Origin of the sequence: Sporocytophaga sp. (assembly GCF_017745095.1) — a bacterium.
Taxonomy (GTDB): Bacteria; Bacteroidota; Bacteroidia; order Cytophagales; family Cytophagaceae; genus Sporocytophaga.
This window is the reverse complement of sequence record NZ_JAGHZZ010000060.1, coordinates 17,714-34,105: the sequence shown is the minus strand read 5'-3', so window position 1 is coordinate 34,105 and position 16,392 is coordinate 17,714. Positions and strand designations below refer to the sequence as shown.

At 36.9% G+C, this 16,392-nt stretch carries 12 protein-coding genes; all 12 read left to right on the top strand.

The features are described from left to right. Positions 1-195: 195 nt before the first annotated feature. On the top strand, positions 196-2,373 hold the full coding sequence (locus J7604_RS26295; RefSeq protein WP_293903394.1) for a right-handed parallel beta-helix repeat-containing protein: 2,178 nt from the start codon (positions 196-198) through the stop codon (positions 2,371-2,373). A gap of 110 nt (positions 2,374-2,483) precedes the next feature. Then, complete coding sequence (locus J7604_RS26290; protein ID WP_293903391.1) at positions 2,484-3,794, top strand: right-handed parallel beta-helix repeat-containing protein; 1,311 nt, start codon at positions 2,484-2,486, stop codon at positions 3,792-3,794. Positions 3,795-3,886: 92 nt separating this feature from the next. Beyond that, on the top strand, positions 3,887-5,491 hold the full coding sequence (locus J7604_RS26285; RefSeq protein ID WP_293903388.1) for a T9SS type A sorting domain-containing protein: 1,605 nt from the start codon (positions 3,887-3,889) through the stop codon (positions 5,489-5,491). A 25-nt stretch (positions 5,492-5,516) separates the two neighbouring features. Continuing rightward, the gene (locus J7604_RS26280) at positions 5,517-6,173 is read left to right on the top strand and encodes a DapH/DapD/GlmU-related protein (RefSeq protein ID WP_293903385.1); all 657 of its coding nucleotides are present in this window, start codon (positions 5,517-5,519) and stop codon (positions 6,171-6,173) included. A 16-nt stretch (positions 6,174-6,189) separates the two neighbouring features. After that, positions 6,190-7,383, top strand: a complete 1,194-nt coding sequence (locus tag J7604_RS26275; protein ID WP_293903382.1) for a glycosyltransferase family 2 protein — start codon at positions 6,190-6,192, stop codon at positions 7,381-7,383. A 316-nt stretch (positions 7,384-7,699) separates the two neighbouring features. Beyond that, positions 7,700-9,037 carry a DUF5723 family protein gene (locus J7604_RS26270; RefSeq protein ID WP_293903379.1) on the top strand — a complete coding sequence of 446 codons (1,338 nt, stop codon included), beginning with the start codon at positions 7,700-7,702 and terminating at the stop codon, positions 9,035-9,037. A 281-nt stretch (positions 9,038-9,318) separates the two neighbouring features. Beyond that, entirely contained in the window at positions 9,319-11,049 is a 1,731-nt protein-coding gene (gene lysS, locus J7604_RS26265) for a lysine--tRNA ligase (RefSeq protein ID WP_293903376.1), read from the top strand. 106 nt (positions 11,050-11,155) lie between these two features. Then, on the top strand, positions 11,156-12,058 hold the full coding sequence (locus tag J7604_RS26260; protein WP_293903374.1) for a class I SAM-dependent methyltransferase: 903 nt from the start codon (positions 11,156-11,158) through the stop codon (positions 12,056-12,058). Positions 12,059-12,433: 375 nt separating this feature from the next. Next, a complete protein-coding gene (locus J7604_RS26255; protein ID WP_293903372.1) occupies positions 12,434-13,894 on the top strand; it encodes a trypsin-like peptidase domain-containing protein in 1,461 nt (486 codons plus the stop codon). Positions 13,895-14,114: 220 nt separating this feature from the next. After that, on the top strand, positions 14,115-14,705 hold the full coding sequence (locus J7604_RS26250) for a TetR/AcrR family transcriptional regulator (RefSeq protein WP_293903369.1): 591 nt from the start codon (positions 14,115-14,117) through the stop codon (positions 14,703-14,705). 48 nt (positions 14,706-14,753) lie between these two features. Further along, a complete protein-coding gene (locus J7604_RS26245; protein ID WP_293903366.1) occupies positions 14,754-14,981 on the top strand; it encodes a hypothetical protein in 228 nt (75 codons plus the stop codon). Between the two features lie 11 nt (positions 14,982-14,992). Then, a complete protein-coding gene (locus J7604_RS26240) occupies positions 14,993-16,270 on the top strand; it encodes an MFS transporter (RefSeq protein ID WP_293903363.1) in 1,278 nt (425 codons plus the stop codon). The last annotated feature ends 122 nt before the right edge of the window (positions 16,271-16,392 follow it).

Genomic DNA, 16,392 nt, shown 5'->3' with positions numbered 1-16,392 from the left:
AAATTTTCCATTAAATCTCAAGTACCTATAAGTTAAACCTCTACTTTTTATCGCGTTCAAGGCAGTTAATTTCTGCGCAGAAACAATAAGTAGTTCGCCCCGTGCTGGAAAAGCACCTTATTAAACAATCGATTGGCCTTTGATTCCGGTAAAATTCAAACAAATCTTTTGTACTCTTAACAAAACACATTAAAAATGAAAAGATCGAGTATTTTGATGGCCTTATGTGTCATGGGTATTTCTATTACCTCCTGTAAAAAAGAACATGATGTCACCAAAAATAATGCAGCTGAAAGTTTAGCAGCTGTTCAAGGTTATTCATGCGTCTATACAATTAAAACAAGTCAAACAGTAGTTGACGCTAGTACGCTTAATCTTCCTGCGGGAAGCGTTGTATGTATCGAAGCTGGTACCAGAGGCCCGCTTTGGTTGAAGAATTTTCAAGGTGAAGCCGGCAAACCGATTACCTTTGTAAACTCAAACGGTAAAGTTAGTATCAATGCTTCCAGCAGCAATGGTTATGGTTTGAAATTCTCAAATTGTAAATATGTAAAAGTTGCCGGAAACGGATCAAATGACCAATATGGTATCCATGTAAATGGTTCACACATCGGTGTTACTTTTGAAAGCTTATCTACCAACTGGGAAATATCTAATGTAGAAATCAGCAACATTGGATTCGCAGGTTTAATGGGAAAGACAGACCCAACTTGTGATCCGTCAACTTGGAATGGAAACTTTGTCATGAGAGATTGTTCTATCCATGACAACTATGTTCACGATGTTACTGGTGAAGGTTTCTATGTGGGTAACTCATTCTATGCTTCAGGAAGAGCTCTTTCATGTGGAACTATTACACCTCACACTGTAGAGGGTCTTCGTCTGTACAAAAACAAAGTTGTTAACTCTGGCTGCGAAGGTATTCAGGTTGGTTGTGCAACAAAAGGATGTGAGATTTTCGATAACACTATTGAGAATTTTGGTAAAGATCCATTTGCTGCTAACCAGAATAACGGTCTTCAGTTAGGTGAAGGTACTGGTGGAAAATGTTACAATAATATTATCAAAAATGGTCCAGGTAACGGTATTATCTGTCTTGGATACGGTGATAATGTTGTCTACAACAACGTAGTACTTAATGCAGGTGCTTATGGTGTATACTGCGATACTAGATATACTCCTGGTCCAGCATTCAGTTTCATCAACAACACAATTATCAATAGTGGTTCTGATGGTTTCATGATAGCAGCCGGAAAGATTGCAATGAATAATGTTATCAATAACATCATTGTAAATCCTAAAACAGGTAAGTATATCAATACCAGAAACAGTGCTAAAGTAACTGACAAAAATAACTATACATCAATGAATATTGCTGATGTTAAGTTTGTAAATGCTTCTGGTGGAGACTATCGTCTAGCTGCAGGTTCTCCTGCAATTGATAAAGGTGCTGATGTATCTTCTTTCGGTGTAACTTATGATTTATCTAACACAGCAAGACCAACAGGAGGTACTTATGATGTCGGAGCTTATGAAGGAACTTCTTCTGGTACTTCCGTACCAAATCCAGGTACAGGTACAGGTGGTGGTACAACTACTCCAACTGATCCAGGAACTGGCGGTGGTACTACTACTCCAACTCCAGGTGTAACAAAAGTAACAAGTGTAACTCTCGTTAATGCTGATACTGATAAAGATATCATGACTTTATCTAATGGCGCAGTAATTGATTATTCTAAAATAGGAACAAAGAACATCAATGTAAGAGCGAATGTTGCTTCAGGATTTGCAGGAAGCGTTCAGTTTAAATTAGACGGTGCGGTTGCTTCTACAGAAAGTTCTGTTCCTCTAACATTATTCGGTGATGCTGGTACTGACTATAAACCAGGTACATTCACAGCAGGAAGCCACAAATTGACTGTAACTGATTATTCAAGTGCAAGCGCACAAGGAACTGTTGGTGGAACTACAGAAATATCTTTCACTGTAACTAACGGAGAGGTAACAACTCCGACTCCTTCAACTGGTAATTCTGTTGTAAGTTTCATATTAATCAATTCTGAAACCAATAAAGAAATTGCAACTATCACCAACGGAGCTACAATCAGCCTTTCTGCTCTTAAAACAAGCAAAATCAATATCAAGGCTAATACTGGAAGCGAAGTGAAAAGTGTTGCTTTCAAAATGGACGGTAAATCAGGCAGAATCGAAAGTGAAGCTCCTTATTCAATAGGCGGTGATACTAAGGGAGATTATCAAGCGTATTACCTTGCCCTTGGAAACCACACAGTATCAGCAACTCCTTATACCCAGGCGGGAACGAAAGGTACTGCAGGAACTACATTGTCTGTGAACTTCAATCTTGTGAAATAATCAAGCTTAAAAATGTTAAACTTAAATACCCGGCCTTGCCGGGTATTTTTTTTATTAATATTTTTAAACAAATGTTTTTGTAATTCTTTTTTTATCTAAAAGCTTTATTGATGATAATCAGATTAATTCTTCTGCTAACCTTTATAAGCATTTTCGGGCAATTCAATTTTGAAGAACCTTCATGTCACTGCGATTTTACCCTGGCACCGGAAACAGAGCAGATGAACGGATTTAAAACTCTTGTAAAGCCAGGGGATGTCATATGTATTATGGCAGGTAAGAGAAAGAATCTTCAACTCATTAATATACAAGGAGATTCTATTAATCCTGTAAAGGTCATTAATTGTGGCGGAAGGGTTGAAGTTTCTAATATGGTATTAGGTTATGGAATAAAATTAGATAACTGTCAGTATATAAAACTTACTGGTACCGGTGATGATAAAATTGAATACGGATTTTTAATTGATTCTACAAAAAAAGGGGCAATGGGGGTCATGGTGGGTAAAGGTAGTTCAGATTTTGAAATAGACCATTTGGAAATAAAACATAGTGGTTTCGCTGGTATTATGGCTAAAACAGATCCTGAATGCGATGGCAGTTATACCAGAGGTACCTTTATACAAAAAAATGTTTTTATTCATCATAACTACATTCATCATGTTAAAGGTGAAGGACTTTATGTGGGAAACTCTTTTTATACCGGTTGGAATGGAAATAAAAAATGCCCTGATACCCTGCTATTCCCTCATGAGCTGAAGAATATAAAAATTTATGACAATAAAATAGAGAATACTCAGTGGGATGGCATACAACTTGGATGTGCAGTAAGCAAATCGGAAATTTATAATAACACTATTGACAGTTTTGGCCTCGCAAATATTGGATCTCAGAGAAATGGTATTCAGGTGGGACTTGGCACTACTGGACTTGTATATAACAACCGTGTATTAAACGGAAAGGGTAATGGTATTATAGTTCTTGGGATAGGTGATAATATCATTTATAATAATCTTATTTCAGACTGCAGTGAGTTCGGTATCTTCTGCGATAACAGAGAAGTGAGAGATTCCTCAAAAATTATTTTAATCAATAATTCTATTCTAAACCCTAAAATGCAAGGGATTAAAATGTCGAATGAATTGACCGATAATTATATCCTAAATAACGTGATAATAAGAACTGGAGAGCCTGGCGATAAGAAAGATTATTTCATATCCTTTGGTGATAAGGCAGCTGCCAGAACTGAAGGAAACTATACTTCAAACAAAAAATCATTGATTAAACCTTTGCTTGAAAATAGATTTGTTTCTGATGTGGTTCAAAAAGGAAAACATCAGGACGTTTTTTCTGTAGACAAAGACATTAATGGTAAAGCCAGAAGAAAATCCGGATCTCCGGATCCAGGTTGTATTGAATTCTGATTTTTTTAATTACTAGATTATTCATAGCCCCTGTGTATAAAGGACTACGGGAATTTTAAAAACAAATAAAGTGAAGTTGAGATTTTTTAAATATGGAAAAGCTCAACCGAACTTTATTATATTTATTGAACGCAGTATTTTTTTCGTTTATCTGCTCTGGCTTATGTTATGGGGCATCAGGATGTAACTGCGACTTTACCATAGAAGAAAATACGCTTTACGTAGATGGGAATGCATTGAAAATTACTCCCGGATCTACAGTCTGTATCAAATCATCTGTAAAAAAATATTTAGGTTTAACCAATATAAATGGTACTGCAGAAAAGCCAGTTACAATTATTAACTGTGGAGGAAAGGTATCTGTCAAGAATAATGATTGGTACTATGGAATCAGGGTAAACAACTGTTCTCATTTCAGACTTACAGGTACAGGCGATCCGAAATCAACTTATGGTTTTGCTGTAATGCAAACGGGAGATCAGATCCCTGGAATTTCTATTGGAATGTTATCGACCGATATGGAGATTGATCATGTAGAAATTGCCAACACAGGTTTTGCTGGTATACTCGCAAAAACAGATCCTGATTGCAGTGGCATTCCTAATAGAGGTAATTTTGTTCAGAAGAATACCTTTATCCATGATAATTATATTCATAATACTAAAGGTGAAGGTGTTTATCTTGGATTTCCTCATTATAGGGGAGTAATAAAGGATTGCAATGGCACATCAGTAAGGGTTCTGCCGCATGAACTGGTAGGAGTGAGGGTTTATAATAATATTCTCGAGAGTATAGGCAGAGAAGGTATTCAAGTAGGATGTGCAACAAGCGATGTAAAGATTTATTCAAATAAAATTGAGAATTACGGAACCATCAACGATAAGTATCAATCTGCAGGAGTACATCTCAGTACAGGTACTACTGGAGAGTTGTATAACAATATGATAGCTGATGGAAGTGGCCCCGGTTTATGGCTCAATGGAGCTGGAGATAATTTTGTGTACAATAATGTATTTACCGGAATAGCTAAAAACGGAGAGATGGCAATGCTGCTGGAAGATAGTATGGTTACTCCAGGCAAAGGATATCATATCATCAATAATACAATTCTTTCAGAAGCTTCCTTAGGTGTAGTCCTGAATAATAACTTCAATAGTGTTGGAAATGAATTTATCAATAATATTCTTGTGACTTCAAAAGGAGATAGTTATTTCAATGTTGCTAATCCTGATTCATGGAAAGAGATTGCTAATATAAAATCTGAGAATACTGAAGAACTTTATCTTGATGGGTTTAAACTATCTGATAAATCGCCCATGATAGATCTGGGAATAGAAGTTCCTGGATTACCAGTACCTGATGATTATGAAGGGACTAAAAGACCGAGGGGGAACGGCATAGATATAGGAGCAATAGAATCACCTTATGCCAAAGAGCTCGATGATTTTTCAGTTTACCCTTCTCCCTTTGCTGGAGAAGCTAAGATTGTCTTCTTTCTCAAGGAAGACAGCGAGGTTAGCCTCGGACTCTATGACGCAAGAGGAGTCTTGGTTAAAGAAATTATACCTGCTAGAAAAATGTATTCAATGTTTTATAACTATTCGGTAAGTGATACCGATCTCAGTTCAGGCGTTTATTTCTGCCGTTTGCAGCGAGGTAAAAAAATTAAAGCAAAGAAAGTTGTAGTGCAGAAGTAAGTAAATAATTTGATTGATAATTAATATGAAAACAATTGACTCTTTTATAAAACGAATAAAATCAGATCCGGTACTAAAAAAGATTATTCACAGATTACTTATTCCTAAAAATCAGGCAAGGCCACGGGCATGGGTAAAATGGCTGATTAATCCTTTGTTGCATAAAAAGGGGGGAGGAAGTGTTATTCGTCCTGTTACAAGGATGGATGTAGTTCCTTTTAATCCTTTTGTTCTGGGAAAGAATTCAACAATCGAAGACTTTTCTACTGTCAATAATGGAATGGGACCTGTAGTGATAGGTGATCATGTAAGGGTTGGTATGTCAAATGTTATAATTGGGCCAGTGAGTATAGGGAATTACGTTATCCTAGCTCAGAATATTGTCGTCTCAGGGTTAAATCATGGATATGAAGACATCTCTATGCCCATTTGTCTGCAGAAATGCTCAGTTGCAGATATTATTATAGAAGATGAAGTTTGGATAGGTGCAAATTCTGTTATTACCGCAGGTATTAAAATTGGCAAACACTCTGTTGTGGCAGGTGGCAGTGTGGTTACTAAAGATGTTCCTCCATATTCTATTGTTGCAGGTAATCCTGCTAAAATTATCAAGCAATACGACTTTGGTACACAAAAATGGGAAAGGGTTAAAGAACTCGCGAAGCAAAACGGAGTTAATTAATTAAATAGTTTGATGTATGGATGGGATTACTCTTTATGCAAAAATAATTTTCTGGATTGGTCTGATTGTAGTATTCTACACCTATGTAGGTTATGGCTTTGTTATGTTTTTCTTTGTGAAGATTAAACGGTTATTTAATGGTAGCACCAAAACAAGTGATACTAATTATCAGCCAGAGGTGAGTTTTGTAGTACCGTGTTTTAACGAAGCTGAAATAATAGAATCCAAAATTAAAAATTCACTTGAGCTTGATTATCCAAAAGATAAGCTGAAAATAATCTTTATAACAGATGGGTCTAATGATGGAACGCCGGAAATTGTTAAGCAATATGAAAATGTTCTTCTGCTGCATGAAGATCAGAGAGGTGGAAAGTCCGCTGCTGAGAACAGAGCTATGAAGCATGTTACATCTCCGATAGTAATATTTTCTGACGCAAACACTATTCTACCGACGCAGACGATCAAAGAAATTGTTAAACACTATGCTGATCCACTTACCGGTGCTGTGAGTGGAGAAAAAAGAATAATGTCAAAGGAAGCGGAGACTGCATCCAGCGCAGGAGAAGGCGTTTACTGGAAGTATGAATCGTTTCTTAAACGTATGGATTCAGAAATGTCAACTATAGTTGGAGCGGCGGGTGAATTGTTTTCTTTCAGAAAGGAGTTATTTACTGAACTGGAAACAGATACTATTCTTGATGATTTTATGCTTTCCATGAGAATTGCTGAAAAGGGCTATAGGGTTGTTTATGAGCCCAAAGCCTATGCTTTGGAAACAGCATCAGCATCAGTAAGGGAAGAGCTTAAGAGAAAAGTAAGGATTTGTGCAGGTGGATGGCAGTCTATGAGCAGACTTATGTCTGCAATGAATCCCTTTAGGAATTTCTGGCTTGCATTTCAGTTTATATCTCATAGGGTATTGAGATGGAGTATTACCCCAATATTGCTGCTACTGCTGCTTCCGGCAAACGGTTTATTGTTTTTCGAGCATTATATGTATCAGATAATATTTTCTGCACAAGTATTCTTTTATATTGCTGCAATGGTAGGTTGGTACCTAGAGAATCGAGAGCTAAGAGTAAAAATTTTGTTTATACCGTATTATTTCTTTATCATGAACTATGCGGTATTTGCTGGATTTATAAGATTTGTGAAAGGAAAACAGTCAGCAGCATGGGAGAGATCTAAGAGAGGTGCTGTGATTTCTTGATTTTATATAAACATTTAAAAATCCAAAATGGCAGCCTTTAATCGCAGTAAAGGCTGCTTTTTATTTTGAAATTTTAGAATAAGCTTCAGGTGAATTAAGAGCAGCGAATCTATGCTTGAAAAGCATATCACTCCTGAAATACCGATTTGTTTCCTCTTTTCCGAATAAACTTATTTTGACGGTCCTTCCCTTCAAATAAGGGATAAAATGTTTCAATCCATTTTTGTAAACACGGAGCAGTATTACAGGTTTTTAACCTGATAGTCTCTGATTTTAATCTTTCATCATAATGATTTATTCGTCTCCCATATAGGCTATGAGATTTAAAGTCTGCTGCTTGCTTATTGGCCTTCCTTTGCTATCTCTTGCACAGACAATTGTTCCTGCTATTGCGTCTTATAAATTTGCTGGTTTGACATCCTTTTACCAACCAGCATTTCTTAATGAAAACGGAGATCAATTTGAAATATATTTCCCATTAAATGCATATGCAGGCATTGGCAATAATTTCATAAGACATAAAAAATTGGTCTCTGCTCTCGGCGGCAATACTGATATTCAGACTCACATTCTCGATCATCCTGAAAATTTCAAGTATTCAAACAGAATCCATTTGAATGCAATGGCATTTACTTTTTTAGCATACTATGTTCCTGACAGGTTGCGTGGAAACTGGGCTTTCAATGCTGGAATTGCAGACAGGGCTGAGGCCGATATTGTATTCCCCGGTGACCTTATGAAACTTGTACTAAAAGGGGATCAAAGTTATGCCGGTCAGAACATGAAATTGAATAATATTAAACTTAATGGAATTTATTACAGAGAATTTTTTATTGGGGGAACAAGGAAAATTTTCCGAAGAAAAGACTTTTCGATTTCAGGAGGAGGTAAGATAAAGTTCCTTTGTGGTATGGCATCTGTATTAACCAAAAAGGCTTCAGTAGATTTTTATATGGATAAAGGAGGAAAGTATATTGATGTTAATTCTGATTTCGATCTCCATACTTCCAATATTCTGAACGTCTCCTCAAATCCATGGAATACTACCGGAACTGGTGTGTCAATGGATGCGGGTTTATCTTTTAACTTAAAAAATTATTCGGCTTCTATCTCTCTAGTGGATGTTGGTAGTATCAGATTTAATAAATCTGTTGAAAGCCTTCAGCATAGTTCATCCATTCATTTTGAGGGCTTCAATCCTGACGAGGGTTTTAAGGGAATCAAAGATGATACCATATTCAATGATTTGACTGTAAATAGAACCCAAAATAGTTATCATCATCCTTTGAATAAGAGATTGAATGTTCTCTTTTCCTGGCAAAGTAATACTGATGATAAAATATTATTTAACAGAACACTCGTGCATTATAGCAAACACAGGGCATATTTTTATTTTTCAGGTGCATTGGAAGAATTTAAATTAAATGAGTTTTCCAATCAGTTATCTGTTGGATATACATATAACTGGAATGACTTTTTTGAAATAGGTCCTGGTTTCTTTGTAGGAGGAAATGCAAGGCTTGGATTAGGGTGTATGACTTCTGTTAAGTATAAATATTTTACCATCGGAGCTGCGACCTCCAACTTATTTCCACTAATTATAAAATCTGGAAAAGGCACAGATTTTTCAGTCAGTTCTCTGTTTTCCTTTTGAGATATGTTACATTTTATCACTGTACAAGTTGTTTACTTTGAAGAGTAGTAGTTAAGTGTTTGTTGTTCAGTTTTTTGAGATTTCTTTTTTTATTGAATAAAGATGAGATAAACTGAACCAGAGGCTTTCGAAGGGCATCATTTTATGGAAAAATAATCTTCTGGATGCGAACTAATACATGAAAAACACCTTTTTAATATTATTCTGTAAGATTTCAATCTAAAACCTGTCAGGAAATTGACGGAATCTTTATAGATTTGTCCTCTCATTGGAAAAATATTATGCAATTAAGTGAACAGGAACTAATTAGAAGAGAAGAAAGGGAAACTTTGATGAAAATGGGTATAAACCCTTACCCATCAGAGACTTTTCATGTAAACGTATCGGCAAAAGACATCCATCAGCATTACGAGCAGCGAAAGACGGATTATAAGAATGTTTCCATTGCAGGAAGGATCATGAGCAGAAGGATCATGGGAAACGCGTCTTTTGTAGAGCTTCAGGATAGTTCCGGCAGAATTCAATTATACGTCAGAAGAGATGATCTTTGTCCGGACGAGGATAAAACATATTACAATACATTCTTTAAAAAGCTTCTTGGAATAGGAGATTTTATAGGAGTGACAGGTTATGTATTCACTACTCAGACCGGAGAAATTTCCATTCACGTTACAAGCCTTACATTGCTTACAAAAGCCTTGAAACCACTGCCAATCGTCAAAGAAGCAGAAGATGAAGAAGGTAATAAAAAGGTGTTTGATGCATTCTCAGATCCTGAGCAGAGATATCGCCAAAGATATGTCGATCTTATCGTGAATCCGGATGTAAAGGATACTTTCATTAAGAGAACTGCTCTTGTGAACACGATGAGAGATTACCTTAACAACAAAGGTTATCTTGAAGTGGAAACTCCGATTCTGCAGCCGCTTTATGGAGGTGCTGCTGCTAGGCCATTTAAAACGCATCACAATACTTTAGACATGACCCTTTACCTTAGGATAGCAAACGAGTTATATCTGAAGAGGCTTATCGTTGGAGGTTTTGATGGTGTTTACGAGTTTTCAAAAGACTTCAGAAACGAAGGTATGTCTCGTTTCCACAATCCCGAGTTTACCCAGATAGAATTGTACGTTGCTTACAAAGACTACAACTGGATGGCAGATTTGGTAGAGGAAATGGTTGAGAAAATTGCTTTGAAGCTTCATGGAACTACAGAGGTGAAGGTCGGTAATAATGTGATCAGCTTCCAGAGACCTTGGAAGAGATTTACCATGTTTGAAGCAATCAAGCATTTCACTGGCATCACCATCGATGACATGAATGAGACAGAGCTTAGAAATGTAGCTAAGAGTCTTGATATAAACGTGGACGATACCATGGGTAAAGGAAAGCTGATAGATGAGATTTTCGGAGCTAAATGTGAGCCGAACCTTATCCAGCCTACATTTATCATGGATTATCCTGTTGAAATGTCACCACTTGCCAAAAGACACAGAACGAAAGAAGGCTTGGTAGAGCGTTTCGAAGCAATTTGTAATGGAAAAGAAATCTGTAATTCTTTCTCAGAATTAAATGACCCTGTGGATCAAAGAGCAAGATTTGAAGAGCAGTTAGAGCTAGGTAAAAGAGGAGATACAGAGGCAATGGTTCTTGACGAGGATTTCTTAAGGTCCCTTGAGTATGGTATGCCACCTACTGCTGGTCTGGGTATTGGAATTGATCGTCTTGCAATGATCATGACCAATTCAAATTCTATTCAGGACGTTATCTTCTTCCCTCAGATGAAACCTGAGAAGCAGATACAGCAGACTCCTGATGCAGAATATCTTGCAAGAGGAATTCAGAAAGAATGGATTCCATTGATGCAGAAAGCTGGCATTAACAATATTGAGCAATTGAAATCTGCAAATGCCAACAAGTTGTTCAACGATCTTTGCGGAATGAGAAAAAAGATGAAGCTTGAAATCAAAGCTCCTACAATCGATGAAGTGAAATCCTGGATTGAAGCTTAATTTCAAAATTATAATTAACAAAAGTGTAAGTATCGAAAGGTGCTTACACTTTATGTTTTTAATAGAATAGAATTTTCATATAATTCCTTTAACCTCCATTAACATAATGAAATTACTTACTCCCGAAAACTGGAAAAGCTATGAACTGATAGATTCGGGAAATTATAAAAAACTGGAGAAGTTCGGCGAATTCATTCTTTCCAGACCTGAACCACAAGCTGTCTGGGATCCATCTATGAGAGAAGACGAATGGAGCAGAATGAACAACGCTGCTTTCGTAAAGAAAAAAGAAGAAGGTAATAAAAACTTTGACAGCGAAAGGGGAGAGTGGGTGCTGAAGAAAGGAATGAAAGAGCAATGGCTGATGCCTTATTCCTATAAAGGAATGGAGCTGAAGTTCAGATTAGGCCTTTCAAGCTTTAAACATGTGGGAATTTTTCCAGAGCAGGCTTCTAATTGGGACTATATTTATGATACAGTGAAAGCCATGCCAGGAAAGCCAAAAGTATTGAATCTTTTTGCTTATACAGGCGGAGCATCTATTGCTGCGAAAGCGGCTGGTGCGGATGTAACACACGTAGATTCTGTAAAGCAGGTGATTACTTGGTCACGAGAAAATATGGAGGCATCTCAACTGACCGATATTCGTTGGGTTGTAGAAGATGCTATGAAGTTTGTTCAAAGGGAAGTAAAGAGAGGAAACAAGTATCAAGGTATTATTCTTGATCCACCAGCCTACGGAAGAGGTCCTACGGGTGAGAAGTGGATCATAGAGGAACACTTGAATCAAATGCTGAAGTACTGTGCTGAGCTACTGGATAATGAAAATTATTTCTTCATTATAAATCTATATTCAATAGGATTTTCTGCACTTATCCTAGAGACATTTACCAAGCAGCTTTTCGGCGACAGAAAAAATCTTGAAATAGGTGAGTTATTCCTGCAAGATAGATTTAAAAAGAAATTGCCTTTAGGAGTATTCTCAAGATTTAGCTCTGTGAAAGGTTAATTTCAGATTGCGAAATTTTAATTTCCAAAGATTTAAAACAGGAGTAAATTCCTGTTTTTTTTATTTAACCTGTTTCTTATTCTTATTAAAGCAAAGATTTTAATCAAAGGCTAAATTTTCAGTAGTACAGAGTAGTCTCAGTGGTTCTCTGTATCTTCTCTGTGAAATTATTTAACATTCGATTAGGCCAAAAATAGTGTTTGTTAAACTATACCTTTTAGGAGTACATTTCTTCAATCTGTTTTTAAACCTCAATTTTTCCCTGTAAATCCTGCAAAAATATGTTCGAATAACTATTGTTCTACAAGGCCAGTTGAATAAATAAACAAGCAAATGACAACCAGTAAAACTGTCTTTGCCATAAGATAGACGCGTATGAGAAGTTGGACAAAATTAATGATGGCTCTGGTTCTATCCTTCACAGGAATGAATCATTTTAGTTATGCAGGTCTGCAGGCACCTGCTCCCATAGACACAAATATTGTAGTGCCGGAGCGGATGAATTTTACCTATGCCGCGGAAAGATCAAGGCCTGCGGTGGTTTTTATTCAGACATATTCAAATTCTCCTCAAGGTTCTGCTTCCCTGGAAAATCCGCTTCAGGATTTATTGGAGGAGCTATACGGTGGCCAGGCTGAGTCCCCACAAGGAGATCAAAGTAAGGAAAAAGAACAGAAACCGGAAGAGTATCCAGTTGCATCTGCATCTGGAGTTATTATTTCCGGAGAAGGGTATATAGTGAGTAACAATCACGTTATTGAAGGAGCTGATAGAATTGAAATCGTACTGAATGATAAAAGAAGTTACACTGCAAAGATAGTCGGCATAGATCCGGAAACAGACCTAAGTCTTTTGAAAATTGAAGGAGGAGAATTAACTCCCATCATTTATGGCAATTCCGATATCATAAAAATTGGCGAATGGGTGCTGGCTGTTGGAAATCCGTTTAACCTGACCTCGACAGTTACGGCGGGAATAGTTAGCGCCAAAGGCCGAAATGTAGGTGTGCTTGCAGAACAAAGCAATATGGCCATTGAATCATTTATTCAGACAGATGCTGTAGTAAACGTTGGTAATAGTGGTGGAGCCCTAGTCAATACTAAAGGAGAACTGATAGGGATAAATACAGCGATTGCCAGCCCAACAGGATCGTATGCAGGATATTCATTTGCAGTACCATCTAATATTGTATTCAAGGTGGTTGAAGACCTGAAAAAATATGGCCAGGTTCAAAGGGCCATTCTGGGTGTAACTATCCAGGATCTGGATGCAGCCCTGGTAAAAGCTAAGAAAATCCCGGATTTTCATGGGGTGTATGTAGACTCTGTTGTAAAGGGGAGTTCTGCCGCTGATGCAGGTCTTCAAAAAGGCGATATAATCAAAAAGATTGAAGGCCATATTGTAGACTCTCCATCTGAGCTTCAAGAAATAGTAGCTATTCACAGACCGGGGGATAAGATTAAATTATCTTATTCTCGTGGAGGTAAAGTTAATGAAACTGAAGTGCTTCTAAAAAACAGTACTGGTGGTACAAAGCTAAGCAAAAAGGATCCTAATGAAATGGCTACCCTTGTTGGAGCGCAGTTAAGAGATCTTTCAAAAGAGGAAGCTAAGAAATTTAAGGTTAAAGGTGGTGTGAAAATAGAGAAAGTTATGGCCGGGAAATTCAAAAACGCTGGCATGAAAGATGGATTCATCATCACACATATTGATAAAATTCCTGTGAAATCCATGGAGGATGCAACTAAGATCATCAATAAGAATAAACAGAATGAAGTGCTGGTACAAGGCGTTTATCCCAATGGTGAAAAGGCCTTTTATGCTATAGCTTTTTAAAATTTTAATAGAGGTTGTTGGTGGAGGAAATAAGCAGATTAGAGTTAAAAGCTCTCTTCTGCTTATTTTTTTTTATTGTAAAATTTAGAAATACGATTTTATCTTCTTAAGATATTAATTATCATGTTGAATATTAATGATATATGCCTCTTATAAAGAAAGTTTAAATTATTTTTGTTAAGTGAATGAACATTCATTTATATTTGCATGTAATTAAGAAATGAGAGCAAGAGACGAAAATAAAGAAATAGCAATCAGGCAAAAGGCTGTCGAAATGATTGTGAAAGAAGGGCTCGATGGACTTAGTATGCAAAAGCTAGCTAGGGCAGCCGGTGTTTCTCCTGCTACAATTTATATTTACTATAAAGACCGGGAGGACCTTATTATACAACTTGCATTGTATGCCAGTGAAAAACTAACCTGTACAAGCCTTGAAAATTTCGATCCGGAAATGAGTTTTGAAGAGGGAATGAAATTACAGTGGAGGAACAGAGCAAGGTTTTTTACCGAAAATCCTACCGAAATGCTTTTTGTAGAACAGATCAAACATTCCCAGCATTATGAAAAATTTGTAGAAGCCAATAAGGAACATTTCAGGGATGTTATGAAAAAATTTACGGCCAATGCCATTAAGAATAAGGAATTAATAGAGTTACCTTTTGAAGCTCACTGGTCCATAGCATTTGGCCCTTTATATCAGTTGATTAAATTTCACTCTCAAGGCCATAGTTACGCTAGCAAAGAATTTCACCTGACTGATGAATTGATGATGCAAACACTGCAGCTCGTTTTAAAAGCCCTGAAGCCCTAATTTTGGGGCTGTTTAACTAAATGAATGTTCATTTTAAAAAAGATCGCCATGGGAACAACTAATACAGTGCTGGTCTTCCGGACTAATATCCAATTGAAGAAGGATCTTGAACTGATCAAACCTCTCTTTAGGAAAATAAAGGAAATTTCTTCCTGGAGTGTAGACCTGGAAGATAGTGATAAAGTGCTGAGACTTGAAACTTCTACAATTCAAATAGAAACAATTATAAAAACAATCAATGAAGCAGGCTTCTTTTGTGAGGAGCTGATGGATTAAAATTAAAAAATATGACAACTACTATACAGAAGGAAAAACTCTTCACCGGATACCAGGTCTTCATGATCGCTATGCTGGCGATACTGCAGTTTACCGTCATTCTTGATTTTATGGTTTTATCTCCTCTTGGAGCTATACTTTTAAAAGAACTGAATATGAAAACCTCTCAGTTTGGCCTTGTTGTTTCAGGTTATGCGCTGAGTGCAGGTGCTGCTGGTATAGCTGCGGCAGGTTTTGCAGACAAGTTCGATAGAAAAAAAATGCTCATGCTATTTTATGTGGGCTTTATTATAGGTACAGTTTTCTGCGCTCTGGCAACAGATTTTCAGTCTTTACTAATTGCCAGAGTTGTTACAGGACTTTTTGGCGGAGTCATCGGTTCTATAGGTTTTGCCATTATTACAGATCTTTTTAAAATGGAAGTAAGAGGACGTGTAATGGGATTTGTTCAAATGGCCTTTTCAGTAAGCCAGATATTAGGAATACCTGTTGGAATTTATCTCGCCAATCAATTTGGCTGGCATGCTCCTTTCTGGATGATCGCTGGTTTCAGCGTAATTATAGGAGTTGTTTTGTTTCTTTATATGAAACCGGTAACGGACCATCTCAAGATTAAATCAGAAAGAAATGCATTTCAACATCTTCAGAAAACCATTTCAAACAAGTCTTATGTAAAAGCATTTGCAGCTACTACACTGCTAGCTACCGGAGGTTTTATGATCATGCCATTTGCCAGTGCATTTACAACAAACAACCTTGGGATTTCAATAGATAGCCTTCCAATATTGTATGGAGTCACTGGCATATTTTCAATGGTTGCCGGCCCCCTAATAGGTAAATACAGCGATAAAATCGGAAAGTATAATATCTTCTTTATCGGTACTATTTTGAGTATGATTACGATGATGATATACTGCCATCTTGGAGTTACACCTTTATGGTTGTTGATAGTAATTAATATCTTTATGTTTGCAGGTATTACAGCACGTATCATATCTTCTTCTGCATTAATGACAGGCATTCCCTCACCTCAGGACAGAGGTGCATTTATGAGCATTAACTCAGCGGTTCAGCAAACTTCAGGAGGTATCGGATCAGCTATTGCTGGTTTAATAGTCGTTCAAACAGCCGATGGGCACATACATAATTATGACATTCTTGGCTATGTTGTATTGGTGGCAATGATTGCCGCTTTGGTGATGACTTACTACGTAAACAAGCAGGTTGAAGAGAAAAATAAGAATGCTTTAAAAACCTCCGAAAACCAACAGAAGATAGCGGTTGGCTAAGGATGAAATGAATAAAAGAAAGCCGGTCTATTTCAGATCGGCTTTCTTATTTTTGAAGTGGAAAAAAGTATCGAATTTTCGAATTTGTTGCTTTAATGACTGATTCAAAATACTTTTAGATA

What these genes read in the sequence shown, in the direction of transcription:
- J7604_RS26295 (WP_293903394.1), top strand. Translation starts at nt 196, where the DNA reads ATGAAAAGATCGAGTATTTTGATGGCCTTATGTGTCATGGGTATTTCT.
- J7604_RS26290 (WP_293903391.1), top strand. Translation starts at nt 2,484, where the DNA reads ATGATAATCAGATTAATTCTTCTGCTAACCTTTATAAGCATTTTCGGG.
- J7604_RS26285 (WP_293903388.1), top strand. Translation starts at nt 3,887, where the DNA reads ATGGAAAAGCTCAACCGAACTTTATTATATTTATTGAACGCAGTATTT.
- J7604_RS26280 (WP_293903385.1), top strand. Translation starts at nt 5,517, where the DNA reads ATGAAAACAATTGACTCTTTTATAAAACGAATAAAATCAGATCCGGTA.
- J7604_RS26275 (WP_293903382.1), top strand. Translation starts at nt 6,190, where the DNA reads ATGGATGGGATTACTCTTTATGCAAAAATAATTTTCTGGATTGGTCTG.
- J7604_RS26270 (WP_293903379.1), top strand. Translation starts at nt 7,700, where the DNA reads ATGAGATTTAAAGTCTGCTGCTTGCTTATTGGCCTTCCTTTGCTATCT.
- lysS (WP_293903376.1), top strand. Translation starts at nt 9,319, where the DNA reads ATGCAATTAAGTGAACAGGAACTAATTAGAAGAGAAGAAAGGGAAACT.
- J7604_RS26260 (WP_293903374.1), top strand. Translation starts at nt 11,156, where the DNA reads ATGAAATTACTTACTCCCGAAAACTGGAAAAGCTATGAACTGATAGAT.
- J7604_RS26255 (WP_293903372.1), top strand. Translation starts at nt 12,434, where the DNA reads ATGAGAAGTTGGACAAAATTAATGATGGCTCTGGTTCTATCCTTCACA.
- J7604_RS26250 (WP_293903369.1), top strand. Translation starts at nt 14,115, where the DNA reads ATGAGAGCAAGAGACGAAAATAAAGAAATAGCAATCAGGCAAAAGGCT.
- J7604_RS26245 (WP_293903366.1), top strand. Translation starts at nt 14,754, where the DNA reads ATGGGAACAACTAATACAGTGCTGGTCTTCCGGACTAATATCCAATTG.
- J7604_RS26240 (WP_293903363.1), top strand. Translation starts at nt 14,993, where the DNA reads ATGACAACTACTATACAGAAGGAAAAACTCTTCACCGGATACCAGGTC.